Origin of the sequence: Ligilactobacillus sp. 110_WCHN, assembly GCF_030518115.1 — a bacterium.
Classification (GTDB): Bacteria; Bacillota; Bacilli; order Lactobacillales; family Lactobacillaceae; genus Ligilactobacillus; species Ligilactobacillus aviarius_C.
In genome coordinates this window covers 65,814-84,326 of sequence record NZ_JAULLI010000002.1, presented here as the reverse complement: position 1 = coordinate 84,326, position 18,513 = coordinate 65,814, and the positions used below count along the sequence as shown (strand labels likewise).

Annotated in this window: 19 protein-coding genes; 16 read left to right on the top strand and 3 right to left on the bottom strand. The window is 41.6% G+C overall.

Annotation, left to right across the window (positions count from 1 at the left end):
* The first annotated feature begins 94 nt into the window (after window positions 1–94).
* The 6 genes from Q3C15_RS01320 (at window position 95) to greA (ending at window position 6,675) form a co-directional block, all read left to right on the top strand.
* Window positions 95–436: a helix-turn-helix domain-containing protein gene (locus Q3C15_RS01320; RefSeq protein WP_057827357.1), complete on the top strand. Its 342-nt coding sequence runs from the start codon at window positions 95–97 to the stop codon at window positions 434–436.
* 327 nt (window positions 437–763) lie between these two features.
* Window positions 764–1,810, top strand: coding sequence for a phenylalanine--tRNA ligase subunit alpha (gene pheS / locus Q3C15_RS01315; RefSeq protein WP_057827358.1), 1,047 nt, complete (start codon window positions 764–766; stop codon window positions 1,808–1,810).
* 14 nt (window positions 1,811–1,824) lie between these two features.
* Window positions 1,825–4,245 carry a phenylalanine--tRNA ligase subunit beta gene (gene pheT / locus Q3C15_RS01310; RefSeq protein ID WP_302703604.1) on the top strand — a complete coding sequence of 807 codons (2,421 nt, stop codon included), beginning with the start codon at window positions 1,825–1,827 and terminating at the stop codon, window positions 4,243–4,245.
* Between the two features lie 55 nt (window positions 4,246–4,300).
* Complete coding sequence (mltG, locus tag Q3C15_RS01305) at window positions 4,301–5,512, top strand: endolytic transglycosylase MltG (protein WP_368045390.1); 1,212 nt, start codon at window positions 4,301–4,303, stop codon at window positions 5,510–5,512.
* 18 nt (window positions 5,513–5,530) lie between these two features.
* Window positions 5,531–6,187 (top strand): uridine kinase, encoded by a 657-nt coding sequence (udk, locus tag Q3C15_RS01300; RefSeq protein ID WP_302703602.1) that lies wholly within the window; start codon window positions 5,531–5,533, stop codon window positions 6,185–6,187.
* A 14-nt stretch (window positions 6,188–6,201) separates the two neighbouring features.
* On the top strand, window positions 6,202–6,675 hold the full coding sequence (gene greA, locus Q3C15_RS01295) for a transcription elongation factor GreA (RefSeq protein ID WP_057827360.1): 474 nt from the start codon (window positions 6,202–6,204) through the stop codon (window positions 6,673–6,675).
* A 152-nt stretch (window positions 6,676–6,827) separates the two neighbouring features.
* Here the strand turns inward: greA and Q3C15_RS01290 are convergent, their stop codons facing one another.
* Window positions 6,828–7,793, bottom strand: a complete 966-nt coding sequence (locus Q3C15_RS01290) for a LysM peptidoglycan-binding domain-containing protein (RefSeq protein ID WP_302703600.1) — start codon at window positions 7,791–7,793, stop codon at window positions 6,828–6,830.
* A gap of 220 nt (window positions 7,794–8,013) precedes the next feature.
* Here Q3C15_RS01290 and Q3C15_RS01285 point away from each other — a divergent pair, with 220 nt between their 5' ends.
* Window positions 8,014–8,502 (top strand): hypothetical protein, encoded by a 489-nt coding sequence (locus tag Q3C15_RS01285; protein ID WP_302703599.1) that lies wholly within the window; start codon window positions 8,014–8,016, stop codon window positions 8,500–8,502.
* A 169-nt stretch (window positions 8,503–8,671) separates the two neighbouring features.
* Here the strand turns inward: Q3C15_RS01285 and Q3C15_RS01280 are convergent, their stop codons facing one another.
* Together Q3C15_RS01280 and Q3C15_RS01275 are read right to left on the bottom strand one after the other, a co-directional pair.
* The gene (locus tag Q3C15_RS01280; protein WP_302703597.1) at window positions 8,672–9,022 is read right to left on the bottom strand and encodes a hypothetical protein; all 351 of its coding nucleotides are present in this window, start codon (window positions 9,020–9,022) and stop codon (window positions 8,672–8,674) included.
* 115 nt (window positions 9,023–9,137) lie between these two features.
* Window positions 9,138–10,097 carry a nucleoside hydrolase gene (locus tag Q3C15_RS01275; protein ID WP_302703595.1) on the bottom strand — a complete coding sequence of 320 codons (960 nt, stop codon included), beginning with the start codon at window positions 10,095–10,097 and terminating at the stop codon, window positions 9,138–9,140.
* Between the two features lie 306 nt (window positions 10,098–10,403).
* Here Q3C15_RS01275 and Q3C15_RS01270 point away from each other — a divergent pair, with 306 nt between their 5' ends.
* The 9 genes from Q3C15_RS01270 (at window position 10,404) to Q3C15_RS01230 (ending at window position 18,496) form a co-directional block, all read left to right on the top strand.
* Window positions 10,404–11,480, top strand: coding sequence for an ABC transporter ATP-binding protein (locus Q3C15_RS01270; RefSeq protein WP_302703593.1), 1,077 nt, complete (start codon window positions 10,404–10,406; stop codon window positions 11,478–11,480).
* A gap of 2 nt (window positions 11,481–11,482) precedes the next feature.
* The gene (locus tag Q3C15_RS01265) at window positions 11,483–12,361 is read left to right on the top strand and encodes a carbohydrate ABC transporter permease (RefSeq protein ID WP_283579623.1); all 879 of its coding nucleotides are present in this window, start codon (window positions 11,483–11,485) and stop codon (window positions 12,359–12,361) included.
* Window positions 12,358–13,176: a carbohydrate ABC transporter permease gene (locus tag Q3C15_RS01260; protein ID WP_302703590.1), complete on the top strand. Its 819-nt coding sequence runs from the start codon at window positions 12,358–12,360 to the stop codon at window positions 13,174–13,176. The genes Q3C15_RS01265 and Q3C15_RS01260 overlap by 4 nt, the downstream gene beginning before the upstream one ends.
* Complete coding sequence (locus Q3C15_RS01255; RefSeq protein ID WP_302703589.1) at window positions 13,160–14,446, top strand: MBL fold metallo-hydrolase; 1,287 nt, start codon at window positions 13,160–13,162, stop codon at window positions 14,444–14,446. Before Q3C15_RS01260 ends, Q3C15_RS01255 begins: the two co-directional genes overlap by 17 nt.
* Window positions 14,447–14,474: 28 nt before the next feature.
* Window positions 14,475–15,761, top strand: coding sequence for an extracellular solute-binding protein (locus Q3C15_RS01250; protein ID WP_302703588.1), 1,287 nt, complete (start codon window positions 14,475–14,477; stop codon window positions 15,759–15,761).
* Window positions 15,762–15,990: 229 nt separating this feature from the next.
* A complete protein-coding gene (locus tag Q3C15_RS01245; RefSeq protein WP_302703586.1) occupies window positions 15,991–16,473 on the top strand; it encodes a DUF3013 family protein in 483 nt (160 codons plus the stop codon).
* Window positions 16,474–16,483: 10 nt separating this feature from the next.
* Window positions 16,484–17,368 carry a 50S ribosomal protein L11 methyltransferase gene (prmA, locus tag Q3C15_RS01240; RefSeq protein WP_302703584.1) on the top strand — a complete coding sequence of 295 codons (885 nt, stop codon included), beginning with the start codon at window positions 16,484–16,486 and terminating at the stop codon, window positions 17,366–17,368.
* A gap of 1 nt (window position 17,369) precedes the next feature.
* The gene (locus tag Q3C15_RS01235) at window positions 17,370–18,131 is read left to right on the top strand and encodes a 16S rRNA (uracil(1498)-N(3))-methyltransferase (RefSeq protein ID WP_302703583.1); all 762 of its coding nucleotides are present in this window, start codon (window positions 17,370–17,372) and stop codon (window positions 18,129–18,131) included.
* Between the two features lie 35 nt (window positions 18,132–18,166).
* A complete protein-coding gene (locus tag Q3C15_RS01230) occupies window positions 18,167–18,496 on the top strand; it encodes a hypothetical protein (RefSeq protein WP_302703581.1) in 330 nt (109 codons plus the stop codon).
* Window positions 18,497–18,513 lie beyond the last annotated feature (17 nt).

Here is an 18,513-nt window from a genome sequence, read left to right as displayed (position 1 = left end):
AAGTGCGCCAAAGCACTTAATTGTGGTTGGAACTCAAAAACATTCAAGAGGCCATGATGAATATCATAGCCTCTTTTTGAAGGGCGGAAAGTAAATGGCAGACTGTAATGGTGAATTTAATCTATGTCCGAAATTTAGTAAGACCTTCAGCATTCTTGGCCGGAAATGGAACGGTTTAATTATCGAAGTATTGCTATGCGAAGGTCCGCAACGGTTTAAGGACATTGCAAGCAAAGTTAAAAAATGCAGCGACCGCGTTTTAGTTGAACGGTTGCGCGAACTTGAGAATGAAGGATTGATCAAGCACACGGCGACTGATTCAGCGCACAGTGTGTATGAATTAACGGACCGCGGAAGTGACCTGAAAGACGTGATGGATGCAATTCACACGTGGGCCGATAAATGGTATTCACTTGCGGATTGTCATCAAGATTAACCTTGACGAAATGCCGGTTTCACGGTAGACTATTTAGTTAGAAAAGCGTAGACGGAAAATAGTAAGTCAATGGGTAAATTTCAGTGAGAACCAGAGAGTGTGAATGGTTTAATTTGTCCGTGACCGAATTCACTTCCTGAGTGGTTACTGGGAAATGACGAAGGTAGCCCGGTGTTAGGCCGTTATCTGACTTAGTGAGTGTTGCTTGCTTATTTTGGAAAAGGAGATAAGCGGCAAAACAAGGGTGGTACCGCGAAGCCTCGTCCCTTTTTGAGGGATGGGGCTTTTCTTTTTACGCAAATTGTGGTTGAGAAAGGAATGAAACATATGAATTTACAAGATCGCCTTGAAGAATTACAAACTGAAGGGTTAGCAGCCATCAAAGCTGCCAATGATACCAAAGCGGTTAACGATATTCGGGTAAAGTATCTTGGAAAAAAGGGCCCAATTACGGAAGTTTTGCGCGGAATGCGTGATTTAGACAAGGAAGAACGACCAAAAGTCGGAGCTTTAGCTAACAAGGTGCGCGATGCATTGGCAAATGCGATTGCGGATCGGTTAAATGAACTTGAAATTGAAAAGACAGCAAAGAAGCTTGAAGCTGAAAAAATCGATGTTACGTTACCAGGAGTTCCGGTAAAGGCTGGTCAGCCGCATGTGCTTGTCCAAATTATCGATGAAATTGAAAAGTTATTCTTAGGCCTTGGATTCCAAATTATTGAAGGACCTGAAGTCGAAGAAGATCACTACAACTTTGAAATGTTGAATTTACCACCGGATCACCCAGCGCGTGATATGCAAGATACGTTCTACATTACAAAGAAGACGTTAATGCGGACTCAGACATCACCAGTTCAAGCCCGGACATTGGAAAAACATGACTTTTCAAAGGGACCGTTAAAGATGATCTCACCTGGGAAAGTTTACCGACGGGATACAGATGACGCAACGCACTCGCACCAATTCCACCAAGTTGAAGGATTAGTGGTTGATAAGAACATTACAATGGCCGACTTAAAGGGAACATTGGAATTAGTTGCGAAGACGATCTTTGGCGAAGACCGTGAAATTCGGTTACGTCCAAGTTACTTCCCATTTACTGAACCATCTGCCGAAGTGGATGTTTCATGCTTTAAGTGCGGCGGCAAAGGATGTGCCGTATGCAAGAACAGCGGCTGGATCGAAGTACTAGGCGCCGGCATGGTTCACCCGAACGTTTTGAAGATGGCTGGCGTGGATCCGGAAGTTTATGGCGGATTTGCCTTTGGATTAGGCCCAGATCGGTTTGCAATGTTGAAGTACGGCGTTGATGACATTCGGGAATTCTACTTGAATGACATGCGCTTCTTAAATCAATTCTCACAGAAAGGTTAGGAGGGTGTTAATCAATGAAAGTTTCAACCAAATGGCTTAATGAATACGTTAAAGTTGATGATTTAAAACCAGAAGAACTCGGCGAAAAAATTGAACGCACAGCCGTTGAAGTTGATGGCGTTTCTCGGCGCGCAGACGGTCAAAAGAAAATTGTTGTTGGTCACATCTTAGAATGTGTGCCGCATCCGAATTCAGACCACCTGCACATTTGCCAAGTCGATGTTGGCGATGAAGAACCATATCAAATCGTCTGCGGGGCACCAAATGTTGCTGCAGGTCAAAATGTAATCGTTGCGTTACCAAACTCATGGATCGCCGGCCACATTAAGATCAAGAAAAGCAAGATGCGTGGCGAACTTTCAATGGGAATGATTTGCGGGTTACAAGAAATCGGCTTCCCGGATGCAGTTGTTCCTAAGGAATTTGCTGATGGAATTTACGTTTTACCAGAAGATGCTGTTCCGGGCGAACCAGTTTGGGATTACCTTGGAATGGATGAAAGCATCATTGATGTTGACATCACGCCCAACCGTGGCGACATGTTAAGCATGCGTGGGGTTGCTCATGAAGTGGCAGCAATTTATGACCGTCAAGTTTCACTTCCGCATCCAACGGTTAAGGAAGACGTTTCTTCAAAGATCGAAGACTTATTAAGCCTTGAAGACGCTGATCAAGAATTAGTTGCGCCATACAAGTTACGGATGGTTAAGGACGTGACGATCAAGCCAAGTCCGATGTGGATGCAAAAACGGTTATGGAATGCCGGTATTCGGCCAATCAATAACGTGGTTGACGTTACAAACTACATTTTGATGGACTATGGTCAACCATTGCATGCTTTTGATTATGATAAATTTGATTCAAAGAAGTTAACGGTGCGCTTAGCTAATGAAGGTGAAAAATTGACGACCCTTGATGATGAAGAACGTGAATTAAAGGCAACGGACTTAGTAATTGCTGACGGTGACCGCGCAATTGCCCTTGCCGGCGTAATGGGCGGCGAAGATACCGAAGTTTCTGATAAGACGCAAACCGTTGTTTTAGAAGCCGCAATCTTTAATTCATCAAAGATTCGGAAGACTGCCCGGCGCGAAAACCTGCATTCAGAAGCATCCCAACGGTTCGAACGCGGAATCAACGTTGCAACGGTTCAAGAAGCATTGGATGCTGCTGCCCAAATGATTGCTGAATTTGGTGATGGTCAAGTTGTTAGCGGAACATTGGAAATCAACCATGTTGATCCTGAAAACGTGGATGTTGAAATCATGCCAGAACGGATCAACAAGGTTTTAGGAACGGACTTAACGGATGAAGCCATTGTGGGCATCTTTGAACAACTCGGATTTGGAGTTGCGAAGGATGAAACCGGCACATTAACGGTGAGCGTTCCTCCACGCCGCTGGGATATTGCGATCCAAGCAGACTTAATTGAAGAAGTTGCCCGGATCTACGGTTATGACAATATTCCAACAACGTTACCAACCATGCCGTTAACGGAAGGCCACTATACAAAGGCTCAAAAGATTATCCGGGATGCGCGCGCAATTCTTGAAAGTGCAGGATTAAGTCAAGCAATTTCATACGGATTGACAACGGAATTAAAAGCCAAACGTTTTATGCTCGATGAAGCTGAAATGACCCAACTTGACTTCCCGATGAGTTCAGACCATACAACATTGCGGATGAACTTGATCAGCGGCTTGTTAGATGACGTAGCATATAACCAAGCCCGGAAAGTCAATGATGTTGCACTGTACGAACAAGGACGGGTTTTCTTACGGGAAAAGGATGCTGAACGGCCAAATGATATCGAACACATTGCTGGCGCATTAACGGGATTATTCCATGAAGCAACATGGCACGATGCCAAGAAGCCGGTTGATTTCTACTTAACAAAGGGAATCGTTGAATACTTGATGAACTCTCTTGGAATTACAGATGGAATTCGGTATGAAGCAACTGCTGAATACGAAGAAATGCACCCAGGTCGGACAGCCAAGATCTACGTCAATGATGAATTAGTCGGCTTGATCGGGGAAGTTCACCCAAGTCTTGCTAAGGAATTGAAGATCAAACCAACTTATGTCTTTGAATTAGACTTGCAAAAACTGATCGACTTGCCAAAGAATGCTGAAACATACGTCCCAGTTTCGAAGTATCCGGAAGTCACCCGCGATATTGCATTGCTTGTTCCAAACGAAATTACAAATGACCAAATCGTTGAATCGATCAAGCAAAATGGCGGCCGCTTCTTAGCTGACATTAAGCTCTTTGATCTGTACCAAGGTGAAAAGATCGATGACGGCTTCAAGTCATTGGCTTATACCCTTGTATACCGTAACAGTGAAGGAACATTGAGCGATGATGAAATTAACCAAGCATTTGATAAGGTTGTTAAGAAACTTCAAGAAGAACTTGAAGTCACCGTTCGGTAATTGATTAAGGATAAGACTTTAGCTTGATTCAAGCAAAATCTTGAGGAGGAATATTTTGACTCAAAATAATCAACAACATCAACCAGAATCAAATTCGAAGGCGGAAAAGCAACCATCAACGACGCCATCACGGGTTGAAACAGCGAAGACGAAGTCAACTTCCCACGTTGCCAAGGAAGCTCCAAGTTCAGCGAAACGAATTATTCACTGGACGATCGGCGTGCTGGTCGTTGTAATTCTCTTTTTCTGTTTCTTAGGTTACCGGTATGTTCAACGGTCGCTTAAACCGCTTGACCCAACTTCAAATGAATCAATTGAAGTTAAGGTTCCGATTGGAAGTACAGACAAACAAATTGGCGATATTTTACAAAAGAAAGGCGTTATCCGCAGCGGTTTCGTCTTCAATTACTATGTTAAGTCAAAACAACTGGCAGCATTCAAAGCCGGTTACTATGATTTTAAACCGTCAATGACTTTGGCCCAGATCGCAACGGAATTGCAAAAGGGCGGTTCAAGCACCCCAATCGGTTCCGGCAAAGTTCTGGTACGCGAAGGGGTTACGGCTGATCAAATCGGTGACGTGATTCAAAAGAATACGAAATTCAAAAAACAAGACTTTTTGAATTTGCTTAATGATCAGCAATTTTTAAATGAATTAAAGAAGAAGTATCCTGATCTGCTTTCATCAGCGGTTGGTGCCAAGGATGTTAAGTATCAACTTGAAGGTTACTTATATCCGGCAACGTACTCGGTTTCAAAAAATGAAACTTTGAAGCAATTAGTTGAACAAATGGTTGCCAAGGAAAATCAAGAAATGCAACCATACTACCAAAAGATCAAAGATGATCACATGTCAGTTCAACAAGCTTTGACGTTGGCTTCCCTTGTTCAAGGTGAAGGAACAAATCAGGAAAGCTTGGAAATGATTGCCGGGGTATTTGAAAACCGGCTGCAAAAGAATATGAAATTACAAACGGATGTGTCAGTGTCATATGCATTGGGGAAACATCAACAAAACATTTCATATGATGATTTGAAGGTTAATTCACCATATAACCTGTATCAAAATAATGGCTTAGGACCAGGACCAGTTAATAATCCGCCAATCAATGCGGTCAAGGCGGTTCTTTATCCAAAAGACCGGGATAAGGGATACTTGTACTTTGTTGCCAATATGAAGACAGGTAAGATCTACTATACGAAGTCATATCAGCAACATCAAGAAAATGTAAGTAAAGTTCAAAAAGCAAACGGATACGAAAAATAGGAAGTCGAGGAATTGGGAATGATAAACAACGAAAAGAAACATCGTCCGGTAATTATTGGGGTTACAGGGGGTTCAGGAAGCGGAAAGACGACCGTTTCAAACGCAATTCTTGAACAACTTCACGGTCACTCACTTGCAATGATCCAAGAAGACGCATACTACAAGAGTCAGGACGACGTTCCATTTGACGAACGGACAAAGGTCAACTATGACCACCCGAATTCATTGGATACAGACCTTTTGGTTGAACAACTGCATGATTTACTTGAATGGAAAGCAATCGATATTCCGGTTTACGATTATGCAAGCCACAACCGAAGCAAGGAAGTTATCCACCAAGAACCAAAAGAAGTCATCTTGGTTGAAGGAATTTTGGTATTAAACGATCCGCGGCTTCGTGATTTAATGGATATTAAGATCTTCGTTGATACCGATGATGATATTCGAATCATTCGGCGGATTCAACGGGATATTGAAGAACGGGGACGTTCATTGCAATCTGTAATTGACCAGTATTTAGCAACGGTTAAACCAATGTATCACCAATTTATCGAACCAACGAAACGGTATGCCGACATTATCGTTCCTGAAGGCGGCGAAAACCAAGTCGCAATTGACTTGTTGGTAACGAAGATTCGTGATATTATTCAAAAGAACAATTTAAGTGCTGAATAAGAGGAGGACTTTAAATGGCTGAAGAAAAAACATTTCCAATGACATTGGAAGGTAAGAAAAAACTTGAAGAAGAACTTGAAGATTTAAAGACAAATAAACGGGCTGAAGTTATCAAACGGATCAAAATCGCCCGTTCATTCGGTGATTTATCTGAAAACTCAGAATATGAATCAGCTAAGGATGAACAATCATTTGTTGAAGGCAGGATCAAGGAAATTGACAACATGTTGAACCATGCTGAAATCATCGACAACGAAAACGTTGATGTTGATGAAGTTTCAGTTGGAAAGTCAGTAACATTCCAAGAAGAAGATGACGATCCCGAAACATACCAAATCGTTGGGGCTGCAGAAGCTGATCCATTAAACGGCAAGATTTCAAACGAATCACCAATTGCGAAGGGCTTAGTTGGCCACAAGAAGGGTGAAAAGGTAACCGTTACAACTCCTGGTGGTGAAATGACGGTTACAATTATTGATGTAAAGTAAGTCATTGATAACATAAAGAAAATAAGGTTGTGATTTGATCACAACCTTATTTTTTATGAAGGTTTAGTTGAAAGAGGGCGTTGTTGATTTACAAAAAAAGAGACTGAACAAACTTGTTCAGTCTCAAATTATTTACGTTGACTAAATTTATTTTAGTACCAACCGCATTGTTCCCAGTGCTTTTGAGCGTTTACCCAGTTACCGTAACGACTTGCAACGTATTGGTTTGCAACCCGATCTTGGTTAGCTTGTGAGTAGTCACCGTGTAAGTAACTTGCGCTCAATTGGTAAGCACCGATGTATTGACCGTTACGAGCATTGTAGTTACCGCCTGATTCATGAGCAACGATCCATGCTTTGGCAGCAGCTTCTGAAGAGTTGCTGCTGTTGTTATTATTGTTGCTTGATTGTTGGTTGTTGTTATTTGCGGCTTGTTGTTGTGTATTTTGTTGAGCAACTTGTTGCTTTTGTTGTTGCTGTTGAGCTTGAGCTTGTTGTGCGACCCGTTGTTGAGCGGCCTTAGCATTTGCAGCAGCTTGAGCAGCGGCAGCTTCCTTAGCTTCTTGAGCTTTCTTAGCAGCGGCTTCTTCAGCTTGCTTTTGAGCAGCAGCCTGTTGTGATTGTTGAGCAGCTTTTTCTTGTTGTTCCTTAGCAGCTTGAGCAGTGACAGCAGCTTGTTGAGCGGCTTGTTCTTCAGCTTGCTTTTGAGCGGCAGCTGCTTGGGCAGCTTGTTGGGCTTGCAATGCAGCTTGAGCTTGGGCAGCTTGTTGTTGAGCAGCTAATTGAGCTTGACGTTGAGCTGCTTGTTGTTGAGCAATTGCAGCTTGTTGAGCGGCTTGTTCTTGGTGAACTTGAGCTGCATTGGCTTGTGGTTGTTGAACTTGTTGTTCAGTATTGTCGTTTGTTGGAATGTTTAATTGCTCGCCAACAACGATGAAGTTTACATCTTTTAAGTTGTTGGCCTTTTGGATTGCTTCAACTGTTGTATTGAATTTTTGAGCAAGTTCTGAAACAGTGTCTCCTGCTTTAACTGATACTGTATCAGCATTAGCGGCTGTTCCCGCTGCAGCAATCCCTGAAAGGGCAGCAGCTGATACTAAAACTTTGTTTAACTTCATGTAGAAAATTCACTCCTAAAAAACATGTATTTTATTTATGTTTATCTTTACAGTCCAACCTGATGAACTTTCATATAGCAGTATAGCGAATTTACATAACAATAAGATAGCAAAAATGTTACTTTTTGATATTTTTTGTAACATTTGTAACATTAAGGTATAAGAACCATCTGATTTAATAAGATATAATAATTAATAGAATGATATGGAGGCGAATCTAATGGATAAGAAGAACAGTTTGAAACTCTTGCTTGGTATCTCAGGATTAACAGCGGTTGCCGCCATTGGTTGGGAACATTATCGAAATCATCATAACTTAGACAATCATTTATCATTTGCTGAAAAGAATATCATCTTTTGGCAACGGAAAGTGTATGATCAGAAAATTAAATTCTTTATTCGGCTAAAAGCCCATAACTGGAATGAATTGTTACGGAATCGCGATCACTTTTTTGTTTACATTGGAACCCGGAATAATCCGCAATGTTTAAGTTTTGCACCGCGGTTGAGTTATGCCGCCCAACAAGTCGGCACGAATGTGTATTATTTAGATACGACGAAGGAAGCAACGAATCCGATTTTGCGGCATTTGCTTGAAGATTTGCAGGTTAAAAATCCGCCAGCATTATTATGTGTTGATCATGGACGAATTATTCGGTATGACTTTGACGAAAAGATTTCAGACTTTATTAATGCTCATCAAAATTAAAAAGGAGGTTGTGACGAAAATCGCAACCTCCTTGCTATGTCTGCATAATCGGGTTCCAAAACAAACGAGTTATTTGGAAGTTCGAAAACCTCCGAATCTACGCTACGCGATTCGTTCGCTTTTCTGCTTCCACCACGCTCGTTTTTAACGTTTTGTCACACCTTCTTTTTTACATCTTAAAAACAAACAGTCCGCTTAAGATCCCGCAAATAATTGCTCCCATCAAAAATCCTAAATCGATCCATGGATTCCCAACTAAATTGAAGAAATTACGCAGACAGACGATTCCTAAAATGACACATGAAATAAGAATTAATAGGTAAATAATTTTAAGCGGGGCATAGACAACGGTAATGATTACGGCCGCCGCAAATAATAGCGTTCTTAAATTGTGATACCATACAATGTTACCGAAAAAAACATCGCGATACGATAAATTCCGATCCTTGGGCATCGATTCAAATTTAAACATTGTCAAAAGTAGCCAAAAAACGTATAAAGCTACACCAACGTATTTCATGATGGCTCTCTCCTCATGATTAAAATGACTTGTTATTTCACTTATTCAATAACATCTATTTAAGAATACCATATAAAAACCGGCTTGCAAGTTCGTCAAGCCGGTAATTTTGTGATTAATGTTCTTTAAAGAAGGCGGAAAGTTTAGTCATAAACATGTCCAAGAACCGGGGAACATCGACGTTCACGGCAACTTGAGTGGTTGTTGCCGGTTCATTTAACCGTTTTTCATCGCCAATTGTTCGTCCAGCATATGCGCCTTCAGTATCAACTTTCATGTTTAAGTAAATGGTTTGTAAAAGACTTGGGTCAACCGCTGCTGCAACTGCTAACGGATCATGCAATCCGCAACCGTGAAGGTGAGGACTGGTGATTTTGTATGCGTTGATGTAGTAGTCAACGATGTCCGTGTATTTGGTGGCTGAGGTTGTTCCGATTTCACGCCATTTTTGGGTTTCTTTCTTTGTAAGCAATGTCCGTAAGGTGACGTCAAGGCCAACCATTGTTAACGGAAGTTTGCTACGGAGAACTTTATCAGCGGCTGGTGGATCTTGATTGATGTTCGCTTCGGTTACCGGATTAACGTTTCCAGGAACGGTCAATGCGCCGCCCATTAACGTTACATGTCCGATCAAGTCAATGATTTCAGGATCCTTTTCGATTGCGGCAGCAAGGTTAGTTAATGGACCAGTTGGAACGATCAACAATTGACCTTGATATTTGTGCGCAGCTTCAATGTAAAAGTCGATTCCGTTTTGGCTTTCAATTTTCCGTTTAGCAGTTGGCACTTCAACTTCACCAATTCCATTTTTGCCATGGATCGTTTGGCTGATCGGCATTACATCAAAGTGATCAGTATGTGAAGAGTGGGTTGCGCCGATGAAAACTGGAACTTCAGGATGTCCGAGCATTTCCAATAAATTAAGCGTGTTTTGGGCAGCTTCTTCAGGAACGATGTTTCCAAAAGAAGCAACGACGCCGATTAAGTCACATTCGGGAGTGGCGAGGGCATATGCGAGTGCTAAGGCGTCATCAACGCCGGTGTCGAGATCTAAAATCATTTTGTACTTAGCCATGAAAAGTTCTCCTTTAGTATTTGATATTTGATTTTATTTTAGCAGAAGTGAAGCCTAATTTGAGAAACTTTTTTCTGGATTTTTTGGAGCGGACCAATTATTAAAATGGGAATCGAATTGTTCAGGAAAAGACGAATAATTTGCAAGCAGGTTATATTGTGCAAAATTTACTTAAAATGATGAATTTTTTGCGAATTTTATATTGATTATTTTGGAATAATTGATACAATTTGTTGTAGTTAAATGATTAACAATCATCATATTTTGTGGATATTAGCGGATCCGCGTAAAGGAGAAAGTAACAGAATGATTGAAGTTTCAAACCTCAATAAGACATATGAGAACGGATATGAAGCATTGAAAAATGTTAATTTTTCAGTGGAAAAAGGTGAATTAGTTTGCTTATTAGGCCCAAGTGGTTGTGGTAAGTCAACATTGCTTAATATCATTTCAGGTTTGCTTGATGCAACCTCAGGTGATGTGAAATTTGAAGGAAAATCAGTTCTTGATGTTGCCCCAGAAAACCGGGACATTGGTTTTGTATTTCAAAATTATGCATTATTCCCGCATATGACAGCTGAAGAAAACGTAATGTTTCCATTAACTGTTGGTAAAAATAAAAAAGCGAAAGCCGAAGCACGTGAAATTGCACAAAAATATATGGAATTAACTCATATTACCGATATTGCGAAGAAGAAGCCGGGCCAGTTATCCGGTGGACAGCAACAACGGGTTGCAATTGCACGTGCTCTTGTTCAACAACCGAAAGTTCTTTTAATGGATGAACCATTAAGTAACTTGGACGCACGGTTACGACTTCAAATTCGGGAAGAAATCCGGGCATTGGTCAAAGAAGTCGGAATTACAACAATTTTTGTTACCCACGACCAAGAAGAGGCGCTCTCAATTGGTGACCGGATCATCTTACTTAATAATGGAGTCATTCAACAAGCTGATAAGGGGCAAAACCTTTACCTTGATCCAGTAAATCAATTTGTTGCCAACTTCATTGGGAACCCAGTTATTGACTTATTTGATGTTCAGTTTGACGGAAATCAATTTAATGATGAACACTTCAACTTGTTGGCTGAACGGTTATCAGATACGAAATTGAAGCAAAAGTTAGCTGCCGGGGATTATGTAATTGGAATCCGGCCGGAAAACTTGCAACCGTCAACGGCTGAAATGGCAGATTTCACAATTAAGGTTGATGATATTGAATTGATCGGCCGGGAACGGATCTTGAAGTTCTACTTTGGCGATAAGCAGTACCGGTCATTAGTTGATATCGAAGATCAAATCGGAGCAGGCGATGAAGTCAACTTACGGTTTGATATGAAGAAAGCATTTATCTTTAATAAGGACGGAGAGCGGGTATATTAAAAATGAAAAATAAACGGCGAAAAAATCAATGGAGCGCATGGTGGTTCCTTGGACCAGCTCTTTTAGGAATTCTCCTTTTCAGTGTTTTCCCAATTTTACGGGCATTGGTAATGAGTTTTCAATCTGGTTCATTAATTTCAATGCACTGGACAGGGTTGAGCAACTATAAATATGTAATTCAAGATCCGTACTTTGCGAAGGCGCTTCAAAATACCGCTTTGTATGCCTTTACGGTTGTTCCAATCGGAATGGTGATTTCAATTGCAATTGCATGGAACTTATTTAACCGGATCAAGCATTCGAAGTTCTTTGAAGCATTATTCTTCATGCCATACGTTACAAGTACGATTGCGATTGGAATCGTCTTCCGTTACATTTTCAACGGGCAGTACGGGTTATTGAACTATATTTTACGATTCTTCCATTTAGGAACCCCGAACTGGTTAGATAACCCTAGCATGAACATGATCACCGTGATCATCTTTGGGGTTTGGCTCAGCTTAGCGTTTAACATTGTTATTTTGATGTCAGCTTTACGGGGAATTGATCCGCAACACTACACGATTGCCAAGATGTACGGGGCAAGCGATTCGGAAATGTTCTTCCGGATCACCTTGCCGCAATTGATCCCAACCTTAGCATTCCTGTTGACCGTGAACTTGATCAGTGCGTTCAAAGTATATACATCAATTTATGCTTTGTTTAACGGGCAACCGGGAATCGCGGGCAGTGCGATGACGGCGGTTTACTACATCTTCAACAAGTTCCAGACAGTTGGAACTCCGGGGGTCGCAATGGCCGCAACCGTCTTACTGTTCTTGATAATTTTAGTTGTATCATTCCTTCAAAATAAGTTATTGAATAAGGTGGGTCGCAGATGAAAAAAGTTACCGGCGTAATTACGTGGATTTTTATCATTCTTCTAAGCATCATTACGGTTTTCCCGTTTATTTACATGGTCCTTGGCGGATTGATGTCCTATGCAGAAACAACAAGTATTCCACCAACGATCATTCCGCATCATTTACACTTTGAAAACTACGTGCAAGTCTTCCATCAGGCACCATTTTTGAAGTATTTCTGGAATACATTGTTAACATCATCAATTGATACCGTATGTGTATTGATTACTTCATTGTTTGCTGCATTTGCATTAACAAGTTTAGATTTCAAAGGCAAAAAAGCCATTAGGATTTTGATGATCTCACTGTTGATGGTTCCTTCAGAAGCAATCATTTTCACAAACTACAATACGATTGCCAAGTGGGGCTTGTTGAACACCTATGTTGGATTGTTCTTACCATTTACAACGAGTGTCTTCTATATTTACTACTTAAACAGTTACTTCCAAGGAATTCCGCGTAGCATTTACCAAGCGGCCAAGATCAGCGGCGCAAGCAACTGGCAATATGTATGGAAGATTTTAGTTCCAATGTCAAAACCGGCATTAACGACGGTGGGATTACTTTCATTCATCGCCGGCTGGAATTCATTCCTCTGGCCATTATTGGTAACGAATAACGATAATATGCGGCTGTTGAACAATGGATTGGCGAACTTCGCTTCTGATGGCGGGGCCCAAACGCAGTTGCAATTGGCAGCAGCCACATTAACGGTTATCCCGATTTTGATCATTTACTTCATCTTTAGAAAGCAAATTATTCAGGGGGTTACACGTGATGGCCTTAAAGGATAAGCAAACGCGCGTAACTTACCATAAAGGGGTCGATACGATCGGCGGAACGAATATCGAGATTGCATATGGCGATGCGCATATCTTTTTCGATCTGGGAACCGAATATCGGCCAGAACTCGATTTGCCGGATGAATCTTATCAAACGCTGATTCAAAATCATTTGATTCCAGAACTGGATGACTTTTATGATGAACATTTGACCGGAGCACCGCGGTGGAAAGGAAAGTTTCAACACAGGGCGGCGTTTATCTCGCATTTGCATTTAGATCATACTAAAATGGTAAATTTTGTTGATCAGCGCATTCCGGTTTACAGCACTCCCGCAACGGTCAAGTTGTTGAAGCGGCTAAACCGGGATGGTGATTTTCTGCTTCCGGCAGCTGGGCATCCGAAAGAATACCTGCGGCCATTGACCGAATTGCCGGTTCATCACAAGATGAAGGTCGGCGAGATCGAGGTCGAATTTTATCCCGTTGATCATGATGCCGATGGCGCAGTTGCATTCCTGATCCATACACCGGATGCATTTATCGTTTATACCGGTGATCTGCGGTTACACGGATACCATCCGGAATGGACACGGGCAATGATGAAGGCCGCTGCCGGATGTGATTTGCTGATCAGCGAAGGCGTTGGCGTCAGTTTTCCGCAAGATTTGGATAAGTCGCGCAAACCGTGGAGTGAACAGCTTTTGATTGAAAAGCTGGTTGATCTTGTTAAAAATGCCGCTGGACGGCCGACGACCTTTAATACCTATCCGGGCAATATCAGCCGGTTAGAGGCAATTTGTGATGCACAACCGCGGACAGTCGTTTTAACTGCTGACCGGGCATGGCTGCTTCAACAGATTACGGGACGGAAGGTCAACTATTATTACTCACCGTCCGCCAAGCCGCTTCCAGAACTTGATCCAAGTTTGGAAGTTGATTACCAAATCCTTTTGGCTGATAAGGGGACGTATTTATGGCAGGTTGAAGATCATTTCGAAAACCTGCAACCAAATACCTTGTACATTCATAGCGATGCGGAACCGTTGGGCGACTTTGACCCGGCATATCAAAAGTTCCTTGATATGTTAGCGGCCCATCACGTTGAATTTGTTCGGCTTGCATGTTCGGGGCATGCAACGGCAGCCGAACTGGATGAAATCGTTGCGGGCATCAAGCCGCAATTATTGACCCCCATTCATAGTTTTCATCCAGAAAATTTGAAAAACCCGTTTGGAAGTCGTGTTTTACCGCAAAATGGGCAAACGCTTGTTTTGCATTAAACAAAAAATTTTAAGGAGGAGAGCTTTTATGAAGTTCATCAAAAAACTTGCAGTTGCCGCAACAACTGCAGTAACTCTTTTTGCAACAGTTGCAGGAGGTTTATCATCAACTGTAAGTGCTGACAGTATCCCGACAAAGGTTACAAAAAAGACAACCATTACATTTTGGAATGGGATGTCAGGTAATCAACAAAAGGCTTTGCAAACCTTAACCCAAGAATTCGAAAAGGAAAACCCGAATATCACGGTTAAGCTTGAAAACCAAGGCCAATACAAAGATTTGCAATCAAAGATCACATCAACATTGCAATCACCAAAGAATTTGCCAACTATCACTCAGGCATATCCAGGCTGGTTGTACAATGCATCAAAGAATGATTTATTGGTTGATTTAAAGCCATACATCAATAATTCAAAGATTGGCTGGGGAAGCGCTGCAAAGAGTGGCATCAAACCATCATTGATGAAGGGTGCTCAAATTAACGGAACCCAATACGGAATTCCGTTCAACAAATCAGTTGAAGTTTTAGTTTACAACAAGACAATGCTTGATAAATACGGCGTTAAGGTTCCAACAACCATGGTGCAATTGAAGTCAGCAGCCAAGACAATTTATGAAAAATCAAATCACCAAGTTGTCGGTGCCGGCTTTGACTCATTATCAAACTACTATGTTTTAGGAATGAAAAACGAAGGCGTGGACTTCACTTCAAAGATCAACTTGACATCAGCTAAGTCAAAGAAAGTCATCGACTACTATGCTGACGGAATCAAGGGTGGCTACTTCAAGACTGCTGGTTCACAAGGTTACCTTTCAGGCGACTTTGCTAACCAAAAAGTTGCAATGTTCATCGGAACAAGTGCTGGCGAAAGCTTCGTTAAGAAGGGTGTCAACGGCAAGTTCGATTACGAAGTTGCTCCTCGTCCTGGCAAGTGGAACATGCAACAAGGAACTGACATCTACATGTTCAAGAATGCAAGCAAGGAACAACGGACAGCAGCCTTCATGTACATGAAGTTCTTGACAAGCAAGAAGTCTCAATTATACTGGGCACAACAAACTGGTTACATCCCAGTATCACAAGATGTAATTAACAGTAGTGAATACAAGAACAACAAGGATTCAAAGGTCCCAGCCCAAGTTGAAGCTGCAACAAAGAACCTTTACACCGTTCCTGTAACAAAGAACTCAAATGCTGCATATCAACAAATGAACACGATCATGCAAAACATCTTGAGTCACGCCAAGAATGGCAACCTTAACTCACTCATCAAACAAGGTGAAAGCCAATTTAAGAATGCATGGAACCAATAAAATAGAAGGTGTGACAAAACAGTAAAAACGAGCGTGGTGGAAGCAGAAAAGCGAACGAATCGCGTAGCAAAGATTCGAAGGTTTTCGAACTTCCAAGTAGCTCGTTTGTTTTGGAACCCGATTATGTGAATATAGCAAAGAGGTTGTGATAAAAGTCACAACCTCTTTTTGCATCATTACCGAAATCACGCTAAAATATTACTAATACATGAAGTGAAAGGATACGAAAATGAAGAAGCAATCATTAATTGATTACCTTGACGATGGGGTTCAAAATTTAGATTTTGATGGAACATTGGCTTGGAATTGGCTCAAGCATGAGCGGGCATTTGAGCTTGAAATGGAATTTTACGTTGAAAATCAAAGCGGGCATAAAATCGTTGATTCAGATGATACGGAATCCGTTGAACCAATCATCACGTTTGATGACGCGATTTTGTTATATGACGAAACCAAACCATTTGATTTTGATCCGGAAGATTACTTAGTAACATTGGGATTCAATGGCAAAAAAGGCTGGACGAAGGGGCAAGCAGATGCCTTTTTAGATGTTTTGCAAGATACGCTTGATAACGGTGAGTCAGATTTACTTGATTTTGTAAGCGATGATTCAATTCAGACATTTAATCTTAAGTGGGATGAAGTTGAATTTCAAAAGCAACTGGCAGCCCGCCAAGATGAAACTCAACAATTAAATTATCCGAAATTCTAGGAGGCTGAACATGGACTGGACAGAACTTGTAGTTGAAACAACGAATGAAGCAATTGACGCGGTAACGAATATTTTAATGGAAAATGAAGCGGGCGGCGTTCAAATCGATGACGATGATTTGAATGATGTCCGAATCATCACGTATTTTCCAGCTAACGTCAACGTGGCGGAAAAGGTTCCGGAATTAGAAATGCAGATCAAGGGATTAAGCCAATTCGGGATCGACCCGGGGAAAGCAACCGTGAAGTTAAGTGATGTTAACGACGGTTCATGGCGCGATGTTTGGAAAAAGTATTACCATCCAGTGCGCATCACGCGGTACTTAACGATCGTTCCAAGTTGGGAAGACTATCAACCGGAAAATGATGATGAAAAGGTGATCCGGCTTGATCCAGGACGCGCATTTGGAACGGGAACACATCCGACAACCAGGCTGGCCCTTTTGGCACTTGAAAAAGAAATTCGCGGGAGTGAATCAATGATCGATGTCGGCACTGGTTCAGGAGTTTTAAGTATTGCAGCGAAGTATCTTGGAGCCGGCGAAATCGATGCATATGACATTGATGACGAAGCAATCAAAGCTACGAAGGAAAACGTGGCGTTGAATCCGATTGCGAAGGATATTAATATCGGAACAAATAGTTTGCTTGATGGAATCAGTAAAAAAGTCGATTTGATCGTGGCCAACATTTTAGCGGAAATCATTGTCCCGTTGATTCCGCAAGCCAAAGAATGCTTAAATCCCGATGGAAAATTCATTACTTCAGGAATCATCAATGATAAGAAAGATTTAATCGTAAACGAATTAACAAAGCATGGCTTTGTGATCGATGAGATTTTGAACCAAAAGGATTGGTATTCAATTATTGCGCATTTGCCGAGCGAAGGAGAATAGGATGCAACGTTTTTTTACAGTTCAAAAATCAACTGAATTTAAAAATGAAAAGTTACTTTTACCGCAAGAAATTTTTCATCACGCCGTGGATGTCTTGCGGATGAAAGTTGATGATCAATTTGAATTAGTCACGGCCGATGAAAAGGTTTATCAGTGCCAGTTAACGAAGGTTGAGAAGCATGAAGGTCAATTTAAAATCGTGAAAGCAATTGACCGGGAAGTTGAGATGCCGGTTAAGATTACGATTGTTTGCGGCGTTTCAAAGGGCGATAAGGCCGAAGAAATTGTTAAGAAGGGGACCCAGCTTGGAGCAGCCCGGTTCATTTTTTTAAACAGCCGTTATTCAGTTGCCCGGTGGAAAAATCAAAAGCAAGCCAAGAAAATCAAGCGATTGCAGACGATTGCGCTGAATGCAGCGGAACAGTCGCATCGAAATCACGTTCCAGAAGTTGAATGGGCGGATTCACTGGATGATGTGATTGCAATGAATGCGGATGCCGACTTTAAGGTCGTAGCGTATGAAGAATCGGCCAAGCAAGACGAAAAAACGGTTTTAGCGCAGATTGCAACGCAGGCCCGCGAAAAAGGTTCAACCTTATTAGTAGCATTTTTTGGACCGGAAGGCGGGATTGCTCTCGAAGAAATTAACCAGCTTACAGCAGCGGGGTACCAATGTGCTGGACTTGGACCGCGAATCTTACGGGCAGAAACCGCCCCGCTTTATTTACTCGCGGCGCTTTCCTTTGCTACGGAGTTGGAGTAGAATAATAACAAAGATTTGAATTGAAGAGGATTTATATGACTGACGAAAAAAAGACCTTTATTATTCGCATGCTGTGGTATTTGGTAGCGGCTGCAATTTTTGCATTGATCATTCCGATTATTTTTAATGTATGCAAGGCCAATGACGTTACGAAGATCGGCTTTGTTATGTTTGGCTTTGATATGATTTTTTCTGTCCTTGTCGGGTTATATGCCGGCAAGAATGACGACTCATGGATTCCATTATTGTTCTTCCCAATTTTATTTGTGATCACGGCGGGAGGTTTCTTTATGGGAATTTTACGGGTTGTTGGAGTAGTCTACCTTGCAGCAAGTCTTTTGGCGTACGGAATAACGAAGAACTAACGAAAGTGAGGCTGGTA